This window comes from Pseudomonas sp. Sample_9, assembly GCF_004307535.1.
GTDB lineage: Bacteria > Pseudomonadota > Gammaproteobacteria > Pseudomonadales > Pseudomonadaceae > Aquipseudomonas > Aquipseudomonas mercuritolerans.
The window spans coordinates 18,652-33,742 of record NZ_RAZO01000226.1; the positions used below are offsets into that span (position 1 = coordinate 18,652).

Genomic DNA, 15,091 nt, shown 5'->3' on the forward strand with positions numbered 1-15,091 from the left:
CGAGCAACTGCCCTTGAGGCGTACGACTGGCACCGTTTTCCGCGACCAGTTGGCCCTGCGGTGTGCGGCTGGAACCATCAGCGGCAACCATCTGGCCCTGCGGTGTGCGGCTCGATCCGTCAGCGGCGACCATCTGGCCCTGCGGTGTGCGGCTGGAACCATCAGCGGCGACCATCTGCCCCTGCGGTGTGCGGCTGGAGCCGTCAGCGGCGATCAAGGCATCGCTGCCCTCCTTCGCCACGGTGGTCAGCTGGAAGCAGGTGCTGCTGGCGCAACTGCTCTGCTCCACAGCACTGTTGGCGTGGGCGGCGGCACCGGTGAAGGCGAAGGCTGCTGCGGTCAGAAAGCGCGAGACGTTGTTCATGGCATAACTCCTTGCAGAAAAAGTAGGGATGACTCAGTTCTGGTTGTTGCAGCCGTCAGCGAATTTGCTGTAATCCAGCTCGCGGGTTTTGCCGGCGGAATCGAGGTAGGTCATGCGCGCCTCGGTGATGCCGCAGGTCACCGAGGTGTCTTCGGTCATCGACAGCACTTTCTGGATATCCAGATGGGTGCCGTAGGTGTAGGTTTGCCGGCTGACGTCAGCTTCGGCGTGGGCCGACAGGGTGCAGATGTTCAGCGCGGCGAACAGGCAGGCGGCGAATACGGATTTGTTGTTCATGGTGTAGTCCTCAAGGCTTCAGTGGGTTTGAGCCGAGGCGGTCTGTGTGTGCCTCGATGGAGCCTATTTGAGGCCTTCGAGGTATCGCGTCTGTGTCAGGAAAGGACGAGAATCACTCGTTGTGTATCCCTGCAGTGTGTAGATACAGAGCGATACAAAACCCCGAAAAAATCGTGATTTTGCGTCGGCGTGTATCCGCCGTCGGGGCAGATACACTGCAATACAAAGGCAGGCAGGCGTGCGTTCCACGGCGCTATAGACTGCACGGCATTCCCCTTTTGACAGAGGCTTGAACCGATGGAACATGTCGATCACATTCTCATCGTCGACGACGATCGCGAGATCCGTGAACTGGTAGGCAACTACCTGAAGAAGAACGGCCTGCGCACGACAGTGGTCGCCGATGGCCGGCAGATGCGCAGCTTCCTTGATGCCAACACCGTCGACCTGATCGTGCTCGACATCATGATGCCCGGCGACGATGGCCTGCAGCTGTGCCGCGAATTGCGCGTGGGCAAACACAAGGCGACGCCGGTGCTGATGCTCACCGCGCGCAACGATGAGACCGACCGCATCATCGGCCTGGAAATGGGCGCCGACGATTACCTGACCAAACCGTTCGCCGCCCGCGAACTGCTGGCGCGGATCAACGCCGTATTGCGCCGCACGCGCATGCTGCCGCCGAATCTGGTGGTCACCGAAGCCGGACGCCTGCTGGCGTTCGGTCGTTGGCAACTGGACACCTCGGCCCGCCACCTGCTCGACAGCGACGGCACCATGGTTGCCCTCAGCGGCGCCGAATACCGCCTGCTGCGGGTGTTCCTCGACCATCCGCAACGGGTGCTCAGCCGCGATCAACTGCTCAACCTGACCCAGGGCCGCGAGGCCGATCTGTTCGATCGCTCCATTGATTTGCTGGTGAGCCGCTTGCGTCAACGTCTGCTCGACGATGCCCGCGAACCGGCCTACATCAAGACTGTGCGCAGTGAAGGTTATGTGTTTTCGCTGCCGGTCGAACTGCTTGGGGCGTCGGCATGAAACTCAAGCTGCAATGGCCGCGTACCCTCGCCTCGCGCCTGTCGCTGATATTCCTGATCGGGCTGATTCTGGCGCAGGGCCTGTCGTTCGGCGCGCAGTATTACGAGCGTTACCAGAGCGCGAAAAGCACCATGCTCGGCAACCTCGAAACCGACGTCTCGACGTCGATGGCGATCCTCGATCGCCTGCCCGCCGCCGAACGCGAGGCTTGGCTGCCGCGTCTGGCCCGGCGCAATTACGGCTACCTGCTCAACGAGGGCGAACCGGGCATGCCGGTGACCTCGGCTGAAAAGTCCGTCGCGATCGCTTCGATCACTGCGGCCATCGGTGACACTTATCCAATCGTGTTTACCGAAGTTCCCGGCGGTCCGAGACAACATTTCCAGGGCCACCTGCGCCTGAGCGACGGCAGCCCGGTGACCATCGATATCCGTCCGGCGATGGTGCCGTTGTCACCGTGGTTGCCGGTGGTGCTGTTGGGCCAACTGGCGTTGCTGATCCTCTGCACCTGGCTCGCCGTGCGCATTGCCATCCGTCCCCTCACCCGCCTCGCCAACGCGGTGGAAACCCTCGACCCCAACGCTCACCCGATCAAGCTCGACGAGCAAGGGCCGACCGAAGTTGTCCACGCGGCACGGGCGTTCAACGCCATGCAGACGCGCATCGCCGCCTACCTGAAAGAACGCATGCAACTGCTCGCGGCGATTTCCCACGACCTGCAAACGCCGATCACCCGGATGAAATTGCGCGCAGAGTTCATGGACGACTCCGTCGAGAAAGACAAACTGAGCAGCGATCTGGGCGAGATCGAGCATCTGGTGCGCGAAGGCGTGGCCTACGCCCGCAGCGTTCACGGCGCCACCGAAGAAAGCCGGCGTACTGATCTCGACTCGTTCCTCGACAGCCTGGTCTTCGACTATCAGGACATGGGCAAGGACGTGCAGCTCGGCGGCAAAAGCAAAGCGGTAATCGAAACCCGTCCGCAGGCCCTGCGCCGGGTGCTGGTGAACCTGACCGACAACGCCCTGAAATTCGCCGGCGCCGCGCAATTGCAGGTCGAAGCGCAGGGCAACAGCCTGTCGGTGAAAGTCCTCGATCGCGGCCCGGGCATCGCCGAGGCCGAACTGGCGCAGGTACTGGAACCGTTCTACCGCGTGGAAAACTCGCGCAATCGTGACACCGGCGGCACCGGGCTCGGGCTGGCGATCGCCCAGCAACTGGCGATGGCGCTCGGTGGCTCGCTGCTGTTGAGCAATCGTGAAGGTGGCGGGTTGTGCGCTGAGCTGAAGTTGCCGCTGCCCGGCTGATAGCCACCGTTTAAATTTCCCTCCTGCCCCCTGCTGTTGCCATCCAAACAGCAGGCATCTGCCTACAACCTCGTCGGAATCTCCCGACTGTTACGCCCAGGCAAAGGCCCCTATGGTTATGCATGTCCAGACGCCCCGCTACTGTCAGACCTGACAGTAGCGGGGCATCAGCCTTGTGCTGTCTGATGACGGCTCGCGAACCGTAACGAGGATCAGCCATGACTCTGCTCGAATCCGTCACACACGTGTGTCGCCGGTTGGCCCCCGGCGGCTGGCATTCGCTGATGTTGGCCCATGGCCTTGATCTGCTTGCGGAGCCACTGGCAGCCGAACTTGTGCGGCCGATGAAGATTGACCGCAACCTGAGCGGATTCGAAGATTTCGCCCCTGACGGAACGCGCGCAATCGAAGCAGCGGTGCCCTCGCGCAGTCTGCTTTATCACGCACTGGCGTCACCGCGAGTGACCGTCGATGAAACCGGAACAGATCTGCTGCTGTTTCCGACGCCGGGCGAAATCGAAACCGTGCTGAACTATGTCTACAGCATCGCCCCGCCCACTCTCGATCAACTGCGGCTGACCGCCGCAGGCGCACCTTTGGCGGTGGTCGCTTTTGCCAGTGAATATCGCTGCGCCGCCGACACCGTGCACGGCCGACACGCCGACCTGTGCTTTTCGCGCACCGGCATTGCCCGCGTCGGCACCGCGCCCGCCCGATATGACGCCAGACAGCGATGCTTTTTGCCATTTGTCGACGACGACGTGCATGGCATTCGGGTCATGCCGGTGCGCTACAGCGCCTACATTGCCATGCAGTTGCGCGGCGATGCGCAGCGCTTCGGCCCCATGGACTTTCAGGCTGAAGTCGATCCAGAGCTGGACTTCTGGGTGCCGCTGCACAAACTGTTCGATGGGGACCAGTGTCTGGCGGGCATGGAATTGTCGGTAACGCTGGAAAACCATCAGATCAACGAGAAGTTGCGGCATATCCATTTACGTCACAGCGGCACTGGCTGGGAGGAACCGCAAATCAGCCAGGCACCCTTTGTCGTGACCGAAAATCTGGCCGACTGGGCGCCAGCCGATGAATTGGGCGCGGGTCTGTTGGTCCCACAGTCGAAAGCGCGACTGGTCGAACCCGCCCAGATCGACGGCCGACCGCTGACGTTTCTAATGCCAGCCAACACCGCTGGCATGGTGCATGGTCGGCACAAGGTCAACGCAGATGGCAGCATCGAAAACCTGAACGACCGTGCAGATGTCGAAGCACTGGTTCGACAAGGTGGTTATGAGGCTCTGCATTATCAGGACGCAACCGCCGACGGCTGGGTCCGGCCAGATTGCCCGGCACTCAACGACCTTCTGCCGACGGTGGCCGCTTATTCGATTATCGGTCCTCCGGATTTTTACCCGTTGTGCAGCCAGCGCAAACTGTTGCACTGGGTCCGCGAAGAGCCGCTTTTGCCTGACTCCGACGTCTGGCACGCCCGCCTCGAAGCACTTTCGAACGTGCGGTACTGCGCCAACCTGAATCTCGAGGATCAATTGTTCTCGCATACGGACCGAGGGGTGACGGCGATTGTCGCCTCGGCTGAACCGTGCCCGCGCGATCTGTCACAAATCCCGCCCGCACCAAGTCCACGACCCTCCTCGCTGCCTGACGGCGCTGCCGGAGTTTTCGGCCCGGGCTGGGAGGTAGGATGGGTTCGGCAGAAAACCCCGGATGCGCAATGGATCAACGTGTTGGCCGGCTATCAGATGGCAAGCCCGTTTCCCGAGGACGCAAAAATATGCGCGGCGCTGGGCTCCTTTTGGCCGGGGGTGGCACCGGACTCGGCGCGAGTCTTCGAACCACGCTCAAGCCTGCACACCATCATTCCGTTGACCGACAAGGAAATCGGCCAGGGCGGCGCCATTGCCTGGGACGACCAGCGCGGCCCGCAACTGATCGTTGAAGACAATCGCCTGTTTGCCCAGTACCACGCCTACGTCCACGCCGATTACACACAGGTCGCCCTGCAAGGCCGGTTTTCTCTGCGCCTGACCGGCCACACCTCGCAAACGGCGTATGAAAGACGCGTCGTCTCGATGTACAGGGTTTACCGTGCGCTTGGTGCTGACAGGGACAATGCCCGGCGCAATGCCTGGCCACTGCTGTCGTTTCTGGAGGTGCAGCGACCAGACAACGAACTCGACAACGCACAGCAGCAAGCCGGCGTTGCCCTTGAGGGGTGGGTGCAGCGTTTTTCGATGTACAAGCGCGGAGCCGTCAGCATTGCCGATGATGATTTCAAGTTGCGTCACGTCGAGGTCGAGCGTCAGGTCCTGCTGTTTGTCAGCACTGATCTCATCCTGATGAAACAGGATGCAGGCCCCTGGCAGGTCGCGGTTGAAACACTTTGATGTCGTAGTGATCGGCGCAGGACCTGCGGGCTGTGCGAGCGCCATCAGCTGTGCCCGCCGTGGACTGCGCGTGGCTTTGCTCGAGCGTCAGGCGTTTCCCCGCTTCCGTCCCGGCGAAAGCCTGCACCCGGGTATCGAACCGTTATTGCGACAACTGGGCGTCGCCGATCTGCTCTGTGTCTCGTCAACCCTGCGCTTTGAGGGTCAATGGGTGCACTGGAACGGTCCGCCGCGCTTCAACGCTTTCGGCGCGGACGTAACTGGCCCGTGGCGCGGCTTCCAGATCAGCCGCGTGCTACTGGACGCCGCGTTATTACAGCAAGCCGCTTCAGCGGGTGTAGAGATATACCAGCCGTGTCGGGCGCACAGCGCTCTCACGGTCGGGCAACAGGTAATCGGCGTAGAAGCCGACGTCGGTTGCCTTTACACCTCGTACGTGATCGATGCCAGTGGTGCAGCCGGCTGGCTTGGACGCCAATTGCACCTGACAGAGCAAATCGATTCTCCTGTGTTAGTGGCCCGCTGTGGATATTTGCACGGTCAGCCGGCCCGCTACGCGAGCAATCCGCACCTGCTGGCCACGACGGATGGCTGGACATGGGTCGCCCGGATTGGGCCGCAATTGACCCATTGGACACACCTTGCGTTTGAAACCGACGCACTACAGACCGTCAGGCAGTCCAGACAAATGCTGCCCGAAGACCTCCAGGCATTACCGCAATCGGGGACGATACGCGGAGCCGAGGTAAGCTGGCGCATCAGCGCGACCGTTGCCGGTGACGGCTACCTTCTCGTAGGTGATGCTGCATGCCGACTCGATCCGGCTTCGTCGCACGGTGTGCTCAAGGCGTTGATGAGCGGCATGCAGGCCGCCCAAGCTATCCATGACAGCCTGTACCGACCATTACTGCGAACTGCCGCGCAAGCGCAGTATCAACAATGGCTGCGCTGTTGGTATGAGCACGACCTGACACAGCTGCGCAGTTTTTATCGTCAGCACCCGTTCCCGCCCCGATGGCTGGGCACTGATTGAGCAAAAGAAGACTAGACTCATTCATTACCCAGTCGAGGGGGCCGCAGGACGTCTGCTGTGCCCTGCCCCAATCCGTGACCACCGCCCGGTGGCGCCTGCCTCGACATTCAACGCCGCCGGACGGTGATCCTGTTTCAGGAGCACACGTGATGAATGAGGCGAAGCTCAACGAATTCATGGGCAAACTGGTCAACGACATGGGTGGTGCGGCGATGCTGGCCAATGTCATTGTCGGCGAAGAACTCGGTCTGTACCGGGCAATGGCCGACAGCCAACCGATCAGCCCCGAAGCCCTTGCGGCGAAAACCACCTGCAATCCGCGCCTGGTACGCGAATGGCTCAGCGCCCATGCCGCATCAGGCTATATGGAACACGTTGACGGTCAATTTCGCTTGCCTGAAGAACAGGCACTGGCGCTGGCCGTGGAGGATTCGCCGGTGTATGTCGCTGGCGGTCTCGGCGTGGTGGCGTCGTTTTTCCATGACAAGGACAAACTGGTCAAGGCCATGCGCGGCAATGGCGCCTTGTCGTGGGGCGATCACCATCCGTGCATGTTCAGCGGCACCGAACGTTTCTTCCGCCCCGGTTACAAAGGTCACCTGATTGCCGAATGGCTGCCGGCGCTCGACGGCGTGGTGGCGAAGCTGGAACGCGGGGCCAAGGTTGCCGACATCGGCTGCGGCCACGGCGCCTCGACGGTGATCATGGCCCAGGCGTTTCCCAAATCGCAGTTTGTCGGCTTCGACTTCCACGCGCCGTCAGTCACAGTCGCCACGCAACGCGCCGAAGAAGGTGGCGTGGGCAATCGCGCCAGATTTTTCGAGGGCACGGCGAAAAACTATCCCGGCGGCGAGTACGACCTGATCTGCTTTTTCGACTGCCTGCACGACATGGGCGACCCGGTCGGCGCCGCTCGCCACGCTTATGAGTCGCTGAAAGACGACGGCACGGTGTTGCTGGTCGAACCGTTCGCCAACGACAAACTGGATGATAATCTCAACGCGGTCGGGCGCCTGTTCTACGCCGCCTCGACGTTTATCTGCACGCCCAATTCGCTGTCCCAGGAAGTCGGCCTCGGGCTCGGTGCGCAGGCTGGGGAAATGCGCCTGCGCAAAGTCTTTGTCGAGGCCGGGTTCAAGCAGTTCCGCCGCGCCACGCAGACGCCGTTCAACCTGATTCTGGAGGCGCGCAAGTAACCCGTGCGGATCGCGTGCTAACCTGCCAGCACTGCCCATTCTGGAGTGCTGAGCATGCTCGATAGTCCGATCCGCGAACATCTCGATACGCTGTTGCAGGCCATGGCCGACGATAAATTCCTGATATTGACCGGCGCCGGCATCAGCACGCCATCGGGCATTCCGGACTATCGCGACAGTGACGGCGTGCGTCGCGGGCGGCAGCCGATGATGTACCAGGAATTTCTCGCCGCCCCGGAATCGCGCCGGCGCTACTGGGCGCGGGCCATGCTCGGCTGGCCGCGCGTGCGTAAGGCCCGACCGAATGCGGCGCATCAGGCGCTGGCGACGTTGCAACAGCGTGGCCGGATCAGCGCTTTGATCACGCAGAACGTCGATACCTTGCACGATCAGGCCGGCAGCCACGATGTGATCGAACTGCACGGCAGCCTGCACCGAGTGCTGTGCCTGGATTGCGGGCAACGCAGCGAGCGCGATGCGATCCAGCAGCAGATGGAGGCACAGAATCCGTACCTGAGTGGTGTTGATGCGGTGCAGGCGCCGGATGGCGATACCTTGCTCGACCCGGCATTTGAAGCGCGCTTTCAGGTACCGCAGTGCCCGCATTGCGCGGGTGAGCGGATGAAACCGGATGTGGTGTTTTTCGGCGAGAACGTGGCGCAGCCGACGGCAGCGCGGGCGCTGGCCGCTGCCGAGAATGCGGCGGGTTTGCTGGTGGTGGGATCGTCGTTGATGGCGTATTCGGCGTTTCGCTTGTGCCGGTTGGTCGCCGAGCGTGGCAAGCCGTTGATGGCGATCAATCTGGGCAAGACCCGGGCGGATGATCTGCTCGATTTGAAGATTGAAGGGTCGTGTGAGGAGCTTTTGCCTTGGTTGGTGGAGGAGCTGGGGCGGTGAGATTTTGAGTAATGGGTTCGGCTTGAAATCGGCCCCTCACCCTAGCCCTCTCCCGACCGAGGTGTTTGTACGGGATTCGTTGACCTTAAATCACTCATCGAACTCAGATCTTTGACTGCCGTGCTGGTGCCGGACTCAATGCGCCCGATCCAGCCCCGCCAGCAATGCGCTGTCGTGGCTGTAGATGTCCGGCGCATAACGCACATGGCCGCTGCTGTCGACTTGCGCCGTCCAGTAGGTCATCAGGATCGGCACCGGCGCCGACAGGCGAAATTCATGGGTGGTGCCGGTTGCCAGCAAAGTCTCGGTGCGAGCTTTTTCCGCCGGGGACAGCAGCAGATCGCGCAGTTGCAGCGGGTGCTCAACGCGCACACAACCGGAACTGAACGCCCGTGGGCCTTTGTCGAACAGCGCCTTGCTTGGCGTGTCGTGCAGGTACACCGAGAACGGGTTGGGGAAACGGATGACCATTTGCCCCAGCGGATTGCGCGGGCCGGCGTCCTGACGCAGGAGGATGTTGCCGGGGTTGTCCCAGTCGATGTCCGCCGCTGCCAGAGGCTGGCCGTTGGCATCGAGCACTTGCAGGTTCTGGCGGCTGAGGAAAGTCTGGTCCTTGCGGATTTCCGGCAGCTTGTCTTCTTTCCAGATGGTCGGCGGTACGGTCCAGGTCGGATTCAGCGTCAGCCGGGTGACGCGGGATTTGAGCAGCGGCGTCTGGCGTTCGGCGCGGCCAACTTGGGTGCGGGTCTGCCACACCGGTTGGCCGCCCTGATACAGCGTCAGCTCAGCGGCGGCCACGTTGACCACCAGCCCGCTGGGCTCCATGTCCTGGGCCATCCAGCGGAAACGTTCGAGATTGACCCGCAACTGATCGCGGCGGGTCAGCGGGCTGATGTTCAGCTCGGCAATGGTGCCCGGCCCGACCACGCCGTCAGCCTGCAACGAATGGCTGGCCTGAAAGTGCTTCACCGCTTCCACCAACACGTCATCGTAGGCGTTGTCCGGCGGCACCAGTGCGTGTGGCAGATAGCCTTCGCTATACAGACGACGGGCCAGTTCCGGCACGCGCGGGTCTTCCATCGCCGGACGCAGCAGCGGGCCGTTGCCCACCGGCTGCCATTGCGGCAAGGCTTGCAAGCGTTGCGCGGCATACAGCTGACGCAGGCTTTGATATTGCGGCAGATGCGGACGCGCCAGGTCGAACGCCGTAGCAATATCGTTCATGCCCGGCACAGCAATGCTGAGCAATTGCGCCTGACGGTCGGTCGGCGGGCCGTCGACACGCCACAGCGGTTCGAAATGCGATTGCAACAGACGGCCGTAATGCAGATCCTGCAAGGCCTGCAAATAGTTGCGGCTGATGTCGATGTCGGCGCACAGCTCGCCATCCTGCGGCGGTGTCGTCGCGACCGCATAGCGATTCGGATTCAACCCATCATCGGCCAACAGCTGCAATTGCGCGCGCAATGCCGGCAAGCGTGCCGACTCACTCGCCCACACCGGCATCCAGTCCTGCTGTTCATAAAACGCCTGCAATTGGCTCAACGCCGGGCCATTGAGACGCGGAGCGATCGCCGGGCACGACTGCGCCAGGCTGATCAAAACCGCCTGCAACGGGCTGCGCGGCTCGACCGGCAATTGCGTTTCCGGCATCGGCAGGGTTTCGAGCGGGGGCAGCGGCTCATCGGCGCAAGCGACAAACGGCGCAGCGAGCAAACAAATGCTCAAGTAGCATGCGTACTTTTTGAACAACTGCTTTACTCCAATCCATGGCCGTCCAGATGACGGTCAACCTTACATCAGGTGCGCTGAACAGTCAGGCTCGAACCGCGAGCCTGCGGGTATTGACTGGGAGTCAGGAGCCAAAGTGCCGTTTATGTAGCAAGTTGAGGACACTTTATAAAATGTTGACGTTTTTGCGCCGACTTCTGTTGAGCACCGCGACCCTTGTCGCCGTGACCAGCCCAGTATTTGCCGCCGGCAAGCCATCGCCGGTTCTCTACAACAGCCTCGCCCACGCCGCGCCGGAACTCAATCCCCAAGCGCTCAAAGGTGCATTGAACGCCATGCAATGCGCGGTCAACAACGGCGCGAAACCCTCGCGGCATCTGGCGATCATCGATTATTCGCAACCGTCCACCGAACGCCGCCTGTGGATCTTCGATCTGAGCAAAAAGAAACTGGTGCTGCGTGATCTGGTTGCCCACGGTTCGAACTCCGGGGAAAACTTCGCCACGCAGTTTTCCAATCGCGAAGGCAGTTATCAGTCCAGCCTCGGTCTGTTCCGCACTCAGGAAAGCTACGAAGGTACTCACGGCTATTCGCTGCGCATGGATGGTCTGGAACCCGGTTTCAATGATCTGGCCCGTGATCGCGCGATCGTGATTCATGCCGCAAGTTATGTGAACCCGCTGTGGAGCAAGCGTCAGGGGCGTATCGGCCGCAGTCAGGGTTGCCCCGCCGTACGGCCGCAGATCGCCAAACAGGTGATCGATCGCCTGAAAAACGGCCAGTTCATGTTTTCCTGGTATCCGGATCAGCGCTGGCTGCAAAAGTCACCGTATCTGAACTGCCAGCCGCAACAGGTGGCGAGCATTCTCAACACCCACGCCAGTTAGCGCGCGTCGCCGCCGGCGGGTTTGTAGAACAGGAACCTGCCGGTCTGCGCCGTGTTGCGATAGGCCTTGGCCCAACTCGGGTGCACGCCGCGATCGTGAAAATACAGGGCACCGCGCGTGCGGTCCTTGAGCTGACGGTTCAACGCCTTGCCGGCGATTTCCTTGGCCAGCGCGTATTCGGCGTCTTCCTTGACCTGATCGGGCTTGCCATCGCACCACCAGGAAAACTGGCAATTGCCGCTTTCCGATCCTTGCTTGACCACCGCGCACACCGTGTCGGGAAAGCCGTCGTGGCCGAGGCGATTCATCACCACACTGGCGACGGCTTCCATTTCCGGGGTGTCCTTGCCCTTGGCTTCCCAATAGATACTGCGCGCCAGACAGGTCAGCGGATCGTCCAGCGGCGCGGCGCCGGCAGGGTCTACCGCCTGCGCTTCAGTCGGGGTGATGGCCTCGGATTTCGGCGCCGGGGCAGCGCTGACTTTATCTGCCGCTTTCTCTTCGAGCACCTCGGCTTTCTGTTCGGCCTTGGCCTCGATTGGCGCCTGCGCCCCGGCCCATGCTGCGCCGGTCAAAAAGATCCACAACAAACCGCCCGCCAAGCCTTTCAATCCCATGTCGGTTCTTCCGTCAGCGCCCGCCCGGGGCAAGATGTTACGTCGGTGAGGCGCCCGGTTTGCGGGGCCTTCGCGAAGTGTAGCGAGCAAATGCGCGGGCACACCAGCGCAGAAAAAATCCGCCGCAAAGAAAAACACATTCACTCACCGGGGGCCTTTCGCGCATCATGGGCGCATTCAGCTCAAGGGAGATTTCCATGCGCTTCATGCCGTCCGTTTTGCGTTGTGCCGCACTGTCGCTGGGCGTGGTGTTCGCCACCTCGGCGCTGGCTGCCGATGAACTGCAATTGATCGAGTCGATCAACAGCTATCGCAGCCAGCCGCAGCGTTGCGGCACGCAGGCATCGAACGAGTTGCCACCGCTGTCGGCCGATCCACGTCTGCGCCTGCCCGCCAGCGGCGCGGTCGATCTGCAGCAGGCCATGACCAGCGCCCACTACCCGATGGTCAACGTGCAGGCGATCACCCTCAACGGCCCGCGCGATGCAGCGGCGGCGATGCAGGCGATCAAGGAAAGCTTCTGCCAGGTGGTGCTCGACCCGCAGTTTATCGATATCGGCGTCAACCGTGTCGACCGCGACTGGCGCATCGTTCTCGCGCGGCCGTTGCTGACGGCGAAACTCGGCGATGCACAAAGCGAAGGGCAAAAGCTGCTGGCGCAACTCAATACCGCGCGCAGCCAGGCGCGCCAGTGCGGTGGCCAATCCTTCGCGGCGGCAGCACCGCTGGCGTGGAATGCCACGCTGGGCGCTGTCGCTCAGGATCACAGCCGCGACATGGCCAACAATAACTACCTCGACCACAAGGACCGCGACGGCCGCACGCCAGGCGACCGCGCCGAGCTGTCCGGTTACAGTGGGCAACTGGTCGGCGAGAACATCGCCGCCGGGCAAGACACCGTCGGCAAGGTCGTCGATGGCTGGCTCGCCAGCCCCGGGCATTGCGCCAATCTGATGAATCCGCAATATCAGGAACTGGGCGCCGCCTATGCGACCGATCCGAAAAGCAACGCCGGCATTTACTGGACGGCAATGTTTGGCGCACCGTAAGGCATCATCGACGCCGTCAATCACTCGGTCAGCCAGAGTGATTGGACGGCATGGCGAACGCAGCCTACCCTGCGCGATCTGCGCCCGCTGACGGCGCTCCACATCCACGAGGCGAGCCCATGACACAGCGTGAATTGATCGATGGTCACAACCGCCGCGTGGATTATCTGCGTCTGTCGGTCACCGACCGCTGCGATTTTCGCTGCGTCTATTGCATGGCCGAGGACATGCAGTTCCTGCCGCGCCAGCAGATCCTCACCCTCGAAGAGCTGTTCCAGGTGGCGCAAAGCTTCGTCGCCCTCGGCACGCGCAAGATCCGCCTCACGGGTGGCGAGCCGCTGATCCGGCCTGGTGTCGTGCAACTTTGCGAACAGATCGCCGCCCTGCCCGGCCTGCGCGAACTGTGCCTGACCACCAACGGCTCGCAATTGGGCCGACTGGCCCAGCCGCTGTTCGACGCCGGGGTCAAGCGTCTCAACATCAGCCTCGACAGCCTCGATCCGCAGCGCTTCAAAGAGCTGACCCGCACTGGCGATCTGGCGCAGGTCATCGACGGCATCGATGCCGCACGTGCCGCCGGTTTCACCCGTACCAAGCTCAATTGCGTGGTGATGCAGGGCCGCAACGATCACGAGATCAACGATCTGGTCAGTTTCGCCATCGAGCGTGATCTGGATATTTCCTTCATCGAAGAGATGCCGCTGGGCGCGATCGCCGAACACAGCCGCGCCGAATCCTTCTACTCCAGCGCGCAAGTACGCGAACGCATCGCCGAACGTTTTACCCTGATCGACTCGACCGAATCGACGCAAGGGCCGTCGCGCTACTGGCGCGTGGCCGAAGCGCCGAACATTCGCCTGGGCTTCATTTCACCGCACAGCCACAACTTCTGCGGCACCTGCAACCGCGTGCGCCTGACCGTCGAAGGTCGCTTGCTGCTGTGCCTGGGCAACGAGCATTCGATGGACCTCAAAGCGGTGTTGCGCGCCCATCCGGGCCACCCGGAACGTCTGGAGAACGCGATCATCGAGGCGATGAAACTCAAGCCGTATCGACACAACTTCGAAGTCAACGACGACGTGCAAGTGGTGCGTTTCATGAACATGACCGGCGGCTGATTCGCCGCGCAACCGGGACCGCGAGATGATCGTCAGACCGAGACCCAATCAGTTCGCCGTGCTGTTCACCCTCAGAGGCTCGATCGCCAAACGCATCGCCGTGCGCACTTTGATGCTGACACTGCTGGCGGCAGCGATTGTGCTGATCGAACTTCTGGTGCCGAGCTACTTCGCCCAGATCAATTCGACGCCGTTCACCCTGCTCGGTCTGTCGCTGTCGATCTTCCTTAGCTTTCGCAACAACGCCTGTTACGACCGTTGGTACGAGGGCCGCAAGGCCTGGGGCGAGGTGCTGCTGCGGGTGCGCGCGGTGATGCGCGAAACTCAAGGCATCGATGACACGCGCCTGCGTGGACAACTGTTGCGCAACCTGTGCGGTTTCGCCCACGCGTTGAATGCGCGGTTGCGTGGAGACAGTGAGGAGCAGGCCAGCACCGACTGGGTCAGCCCGCCGATCGATGGGTCGGCGCCGGATCACTGCGGCCAGATCCTTCATCAGGTCGGGCGCCAGTGTTCCGAGCTGGAAACGGCCGGTGTGCTGTCGCCATGGCGTTATCAATTGCTGGCCAATCACCTGACCTGCCTGAGCCAGGCCCAGGCCGTTTGCGACCGCATCAAGAACACGCCACTGCCCTTCCCTTACACCCTGCTGCTGCACCGCACCATCTACCTGTTCTGCCTGTTGCTGCCGTTCGCCATGGCGCAATCGCTGGGATGGTTGACGCCGCTGTTCACGGCAATTGTCAGCTACACCTTTTTCGGCTTCGACGCGATTGCCGATGAACTCGAAGACCCGTTCGGCCGCGATGAAAACGATCTGCCGACCGATGCGCTGGTGCGTACCCTGGAGCGCGATGTGCTGTACGAACTCGGCGTCTCGCCGTTGCCGCCCGCGCCAGAGCCGGACGATTACGTGCTGCGCTGAAGACACAACGGCAAGCAACGAATGGGCGCGGCGTATTCACTCTGAACCGAGGTGCGGCCATTCGCGAGCAGGCTCGCTCCCACAGTTGAAATGCACTCTCCTGTGGGAGCGAGCCTGCTCGCGAAAAAGGCAACTCGGTCAATCAGCCCAAACGCCGGAAAGCGCCACCGACGATTCTTCCATTTACACGCGCGCAAATTCCCCCTTACTATCCGGGCACACCGGTCGCC

The 15,091-nt window shown here is 61.9% G+C and carries 14 protein-coding genes; 10 read left to right on the forward strand and 4 right to left on the reverse strand.

Going from position 1 to position 15,091, the window contains the following annotated elements:
* Together D6877_RS12990 and D6877_RS12995 are read right to left on the reverse strand one after the other, a co-directional pair.
* A partial coding sequence (locus D6877_RS12990) for a hypothetical protein (RefSeq protein WP_241662892.1) occupies nucleotides 1-364 on the reverse strand: 364 nt, incomplete at its 3' end.
* A 33-nt stretch (nucleotides 365-397) separates the two neighbouring features.
* Nucleotides 398-661: a DUF2790 domain-containing protein gene (locus D6877_RS12995; RefSeq protein WP_016775158.1), complete on the reverse strand. Its 264-nt coding sequence runs from the start codon at nucleotides 659-661 to the stop codon at nucleotides 398-400.
* A 297-nt stretch (nucleotides 662-958) separates the two neighbouring features.
* Here D6877_RS12995 and D6877_RS13000 point away from each other — a divergent pair, with 297 nt between their 5' ends.
* The 6 genes from D6877_RS13000 (at nucleotide 959) to D6877_RS13025 (ending at nucleotide 8,534) form a co-directional block, all read left to right on the forward strand.
* Nucleotides 959-1,699 carry a response regulator gene (locus D6877_RS13000; protein WP_039762337.1) on the forward strand — a complete coding sequence of 247 codons (741 nt, stop codon included), beginning with the start codon at nucleotides 959-961 and terminating at the stop codon, nucleotides 1,697-1,699.
* A complete protein-coding gene (locus D6877_RS13005; protein ID WP_130911046.1) occupies nucleotides 1,696-3,006 on the forward strand; it encodes a HAMP domain-containing sensor histidine kinase in 1,311 nt (436 codons plus the stop codon). The genes D6877_RS13000 and D6877_RS13005 overlap by 4 nt, the downstream gene beginning before the upstream one ends.
* A 218-nt stretch (nucleotides 3,007-3,224) precedes the next feature.
* Nucleotides 3,225-5,408, forward strand: coding sequence for a hypothetical protein (locus D6877_RS13010; protein ID WP_130911047.1), 2,184 nt, complete (start codon nucleotides 3,225-3,227; stop codon nucleotides 5,406-5,408).
* Complete coding sequence (locus D6877_RS13015) at nucleotides 5,371-6,441, forward strand: NAD(P)/FAD-dependent oxidoreductase (protein ID WP_241662893.1); 1,071 nt, start codon at nucleotides 5,371-5,373, stop codon at nucleotides 6,439-6,441. The genes D6877_RS13010 and D6877_RS13015 overlap by 38 nt, the downstream gene beginning before the upstream one ends.
* A gap of 149 nt (nucleotides 6,442-6,590) precedes the next feature.
* Nucleotides 6,591-7,637, forward strand: coding sequence for a class I SAM-dependent methyltransferase (locus D6877_RS13020; protein ID WP_130911049.1), 1,047 nt, complete (start codon nucleotides 6,591-6,593; stop codon nucleotides 7,635-7,637).
* A 54-nt stretch (nucleotides 7,638-7,691) separates the two neighbouring features.
* Nucleotides 7,692-8,534, forward strand: coding sequence for an NAD-dependent protein deacetylase (locus D6877_RS13025; protein WP_130911050.1), 843 nt, complete (start codon nucleotides 7,692-7,694; stop codon nucleotides 8,532-8,534).
* Nucleotides 8,535-8,669: 135 nt separating this feature from the next.
* On the opposite strand, the gene D6877_RS13030 is transcribed toward D6877_RS13025, so the two are convergent.
* Nucleotides 8,670-10,286, reverse strand: a complete 1,617-nt coding sequence (locus D6877_RS13030; protein ID WP_130911051.1) for a L,D-transpeptidase family protein — start codon at nucleotides 10,284-10,286, stop codon at nucleotides 8,670-8,672.
* Nucleotides 10,287-10,438: 152 nt separating this feature from the next.
* Between D6877_RS13030 and D6877_RS13035 the strand changes: the two genes are divergently transcribed.
* Complete coding sequence (locus D6877_RS13035) at nucleotides 10,439-11,152, forward strand: murein L,D-transpeptidase catalytic domain family protein (protein ID WP_016775166.1); 714 nt, start codon at nucleotides 10,439-10,441, stop codon at nucleotides 11,150-11,152.
* Here the strand turns inward: D6877_RS13035 and D6877_RS13040 are convergent.
* Nucleotides 11,149-11,769: a cell wall hydrolase gene (locus D6877_RS13040; protein ID WP_122691891.1), complete on the reverse strand. Its 621-nt coding sequence runs from the start codon at nucleotides 11,767-11,769 to the stop codon at nucleotides 11,149-11,151. The genes D6877_RS13035 and D6877_RS13040 overlap by 4 nt on opposite strands.
* A 197-nt stretch (nucleotides 11,770-11,966) precedes the next feature.
* Between D6877_RS13040 and D6877_RS13045 the strand changes: the two genes are divergently transcribed.
* The 3 genes from D6877_RS13045 (at nucleotide 11,967) to D6877_RS13055 (ending at nucleotide 14,861) form a co-directional block, all read left to right on the forward strand.
* A complete protein-coding gene (locus D6877_RS13045) occupies nucleotides 11,967-12,818 on the forward strand; it encodes a CAP domain-containing protein (protein ID WP_130911052.1) in 852 nt (283 codons plus the stop codon).
* A 119-nt stretch (nucleotides 12,819-12,937) separates the two neighbouring features.
* The gene (moaA, locus tag D6877_RS13050) at nucleotides 12,938-13,936 is read left to right on the forward strand and encodes a GTP 3',8-cyclase MoaA (RefSeq protein ID WP_016775169.1); all 999 of its coding nucleotides are present in this window, start codon (nucleotides 12,938-12,940) and stop codon (nucleotides 13,934-13,936) included.
* 25 nt (nucleotides 13,937-13,961) lie between these two features.
* Nucleotides 13,962-14,861: a bestrophin family protein gene (locus D6877_RS13055; protein WP_130911053.1), complete on the forward strand. Its 900-nt coding sequence runs from the start codon at nucleotides 13,962-13,964 to the stop codon at nucleotides 14,859-14,861.
* The last annotated feature ends 230 nt before the right edge of the window (nucleotides 14,862-15,091 follow it).

What these genes read in the sequence shown, in the direction of transcription:
- D6877_RS13015 (WP_241662893.1), top strand. Translation starts at nt 5,371, where the DNA reads ATGCAGGCCCCTGGCAGGTCGCGGTTGAAACACTTTGATGTCGTAGTG.
- D6877_RS13045 (WP_130911052.1), top strand. Translation starts at nt 11,967, where the DNA reads ATGCGCTTCATGCCGTCCGTTTTGCGTTGTGCCGCACTGTCGCTGGGC.
- D6877_RS13000 (WP_039762337.1), top strand. Translation starts at nt 959, where the DNA reads ATGGAACATGTCGATCACATTCTCATCGTCGACGACGATCGCGAGATC.
- D6877_RS12995 (WP_016775158.1), bottom strand. Translation starts at nt 661, where the DNA reads ATGAACAACAAATCCGTATTCGCCGCCTGCCTGTTCGCCGCGCTGAAC.
- D6877_RS13020 (WP_130911049.1), top strand. Translation starts at nt 6,591, where the DNA reads ATGAATGAGGCGAAGCTCAACGAATTCATGGGCAAACTGGTCAACGAC.
- D6877_RS13010 (WP_130911047.1), top strand. Translation starts at nt 3,225, where the DNA reads ATGACTCTGCTCGAATCCGTCACACACGTGTGTCGCCGGTTGGCCCCC.
- D6877_RS13005 (WP_130911046.1), top strand. Translation starts at nt 1,696, where the DNA reads ATGAAACTCAAGCTGCAATGGCCGCGTACCCTCGCCTCGCGCCTGTCG.
- D6877_RS13040 (WP_122691891.1), bottom strand. Translation starts at nt 11,769, where the DNA reads ATGGGATTGAAAGGCTTGGCGGGCGGTTTGTTGTGGATCTTTTTGACC.
- moaA (WP_016775169.1), top strand. Translation starts at nt 12,938, where the DNA reads ATGACACAGCGTGAATTGATCGATGGTCACAACCGCCGCGTGGATTAT.
- D6877_RS13055 (WP_130911053.1), top strand. Translation starts at nt 13,962, where the DNA reads ATGATCGTCAGACCGAGACCCAATCAGTTCGCCGTGCTGTTCACCCTC.
- D6877_RS13025 (WP_130911050.1), top strand. Translation starts at nt 7,692, where the DNA reads ATGCTCGATAGTCCGATCCGCGAACATCTCGATACGCTGTTGCAGGCC.
- D6877_RS13035 (WP_016775166.1), top strand. Translation starts at nt 10,439, where the DNA reads ATGTTGACGTTTTTGCGCCGACTTCTGTTGAGCACCGCGACCCTTGTC.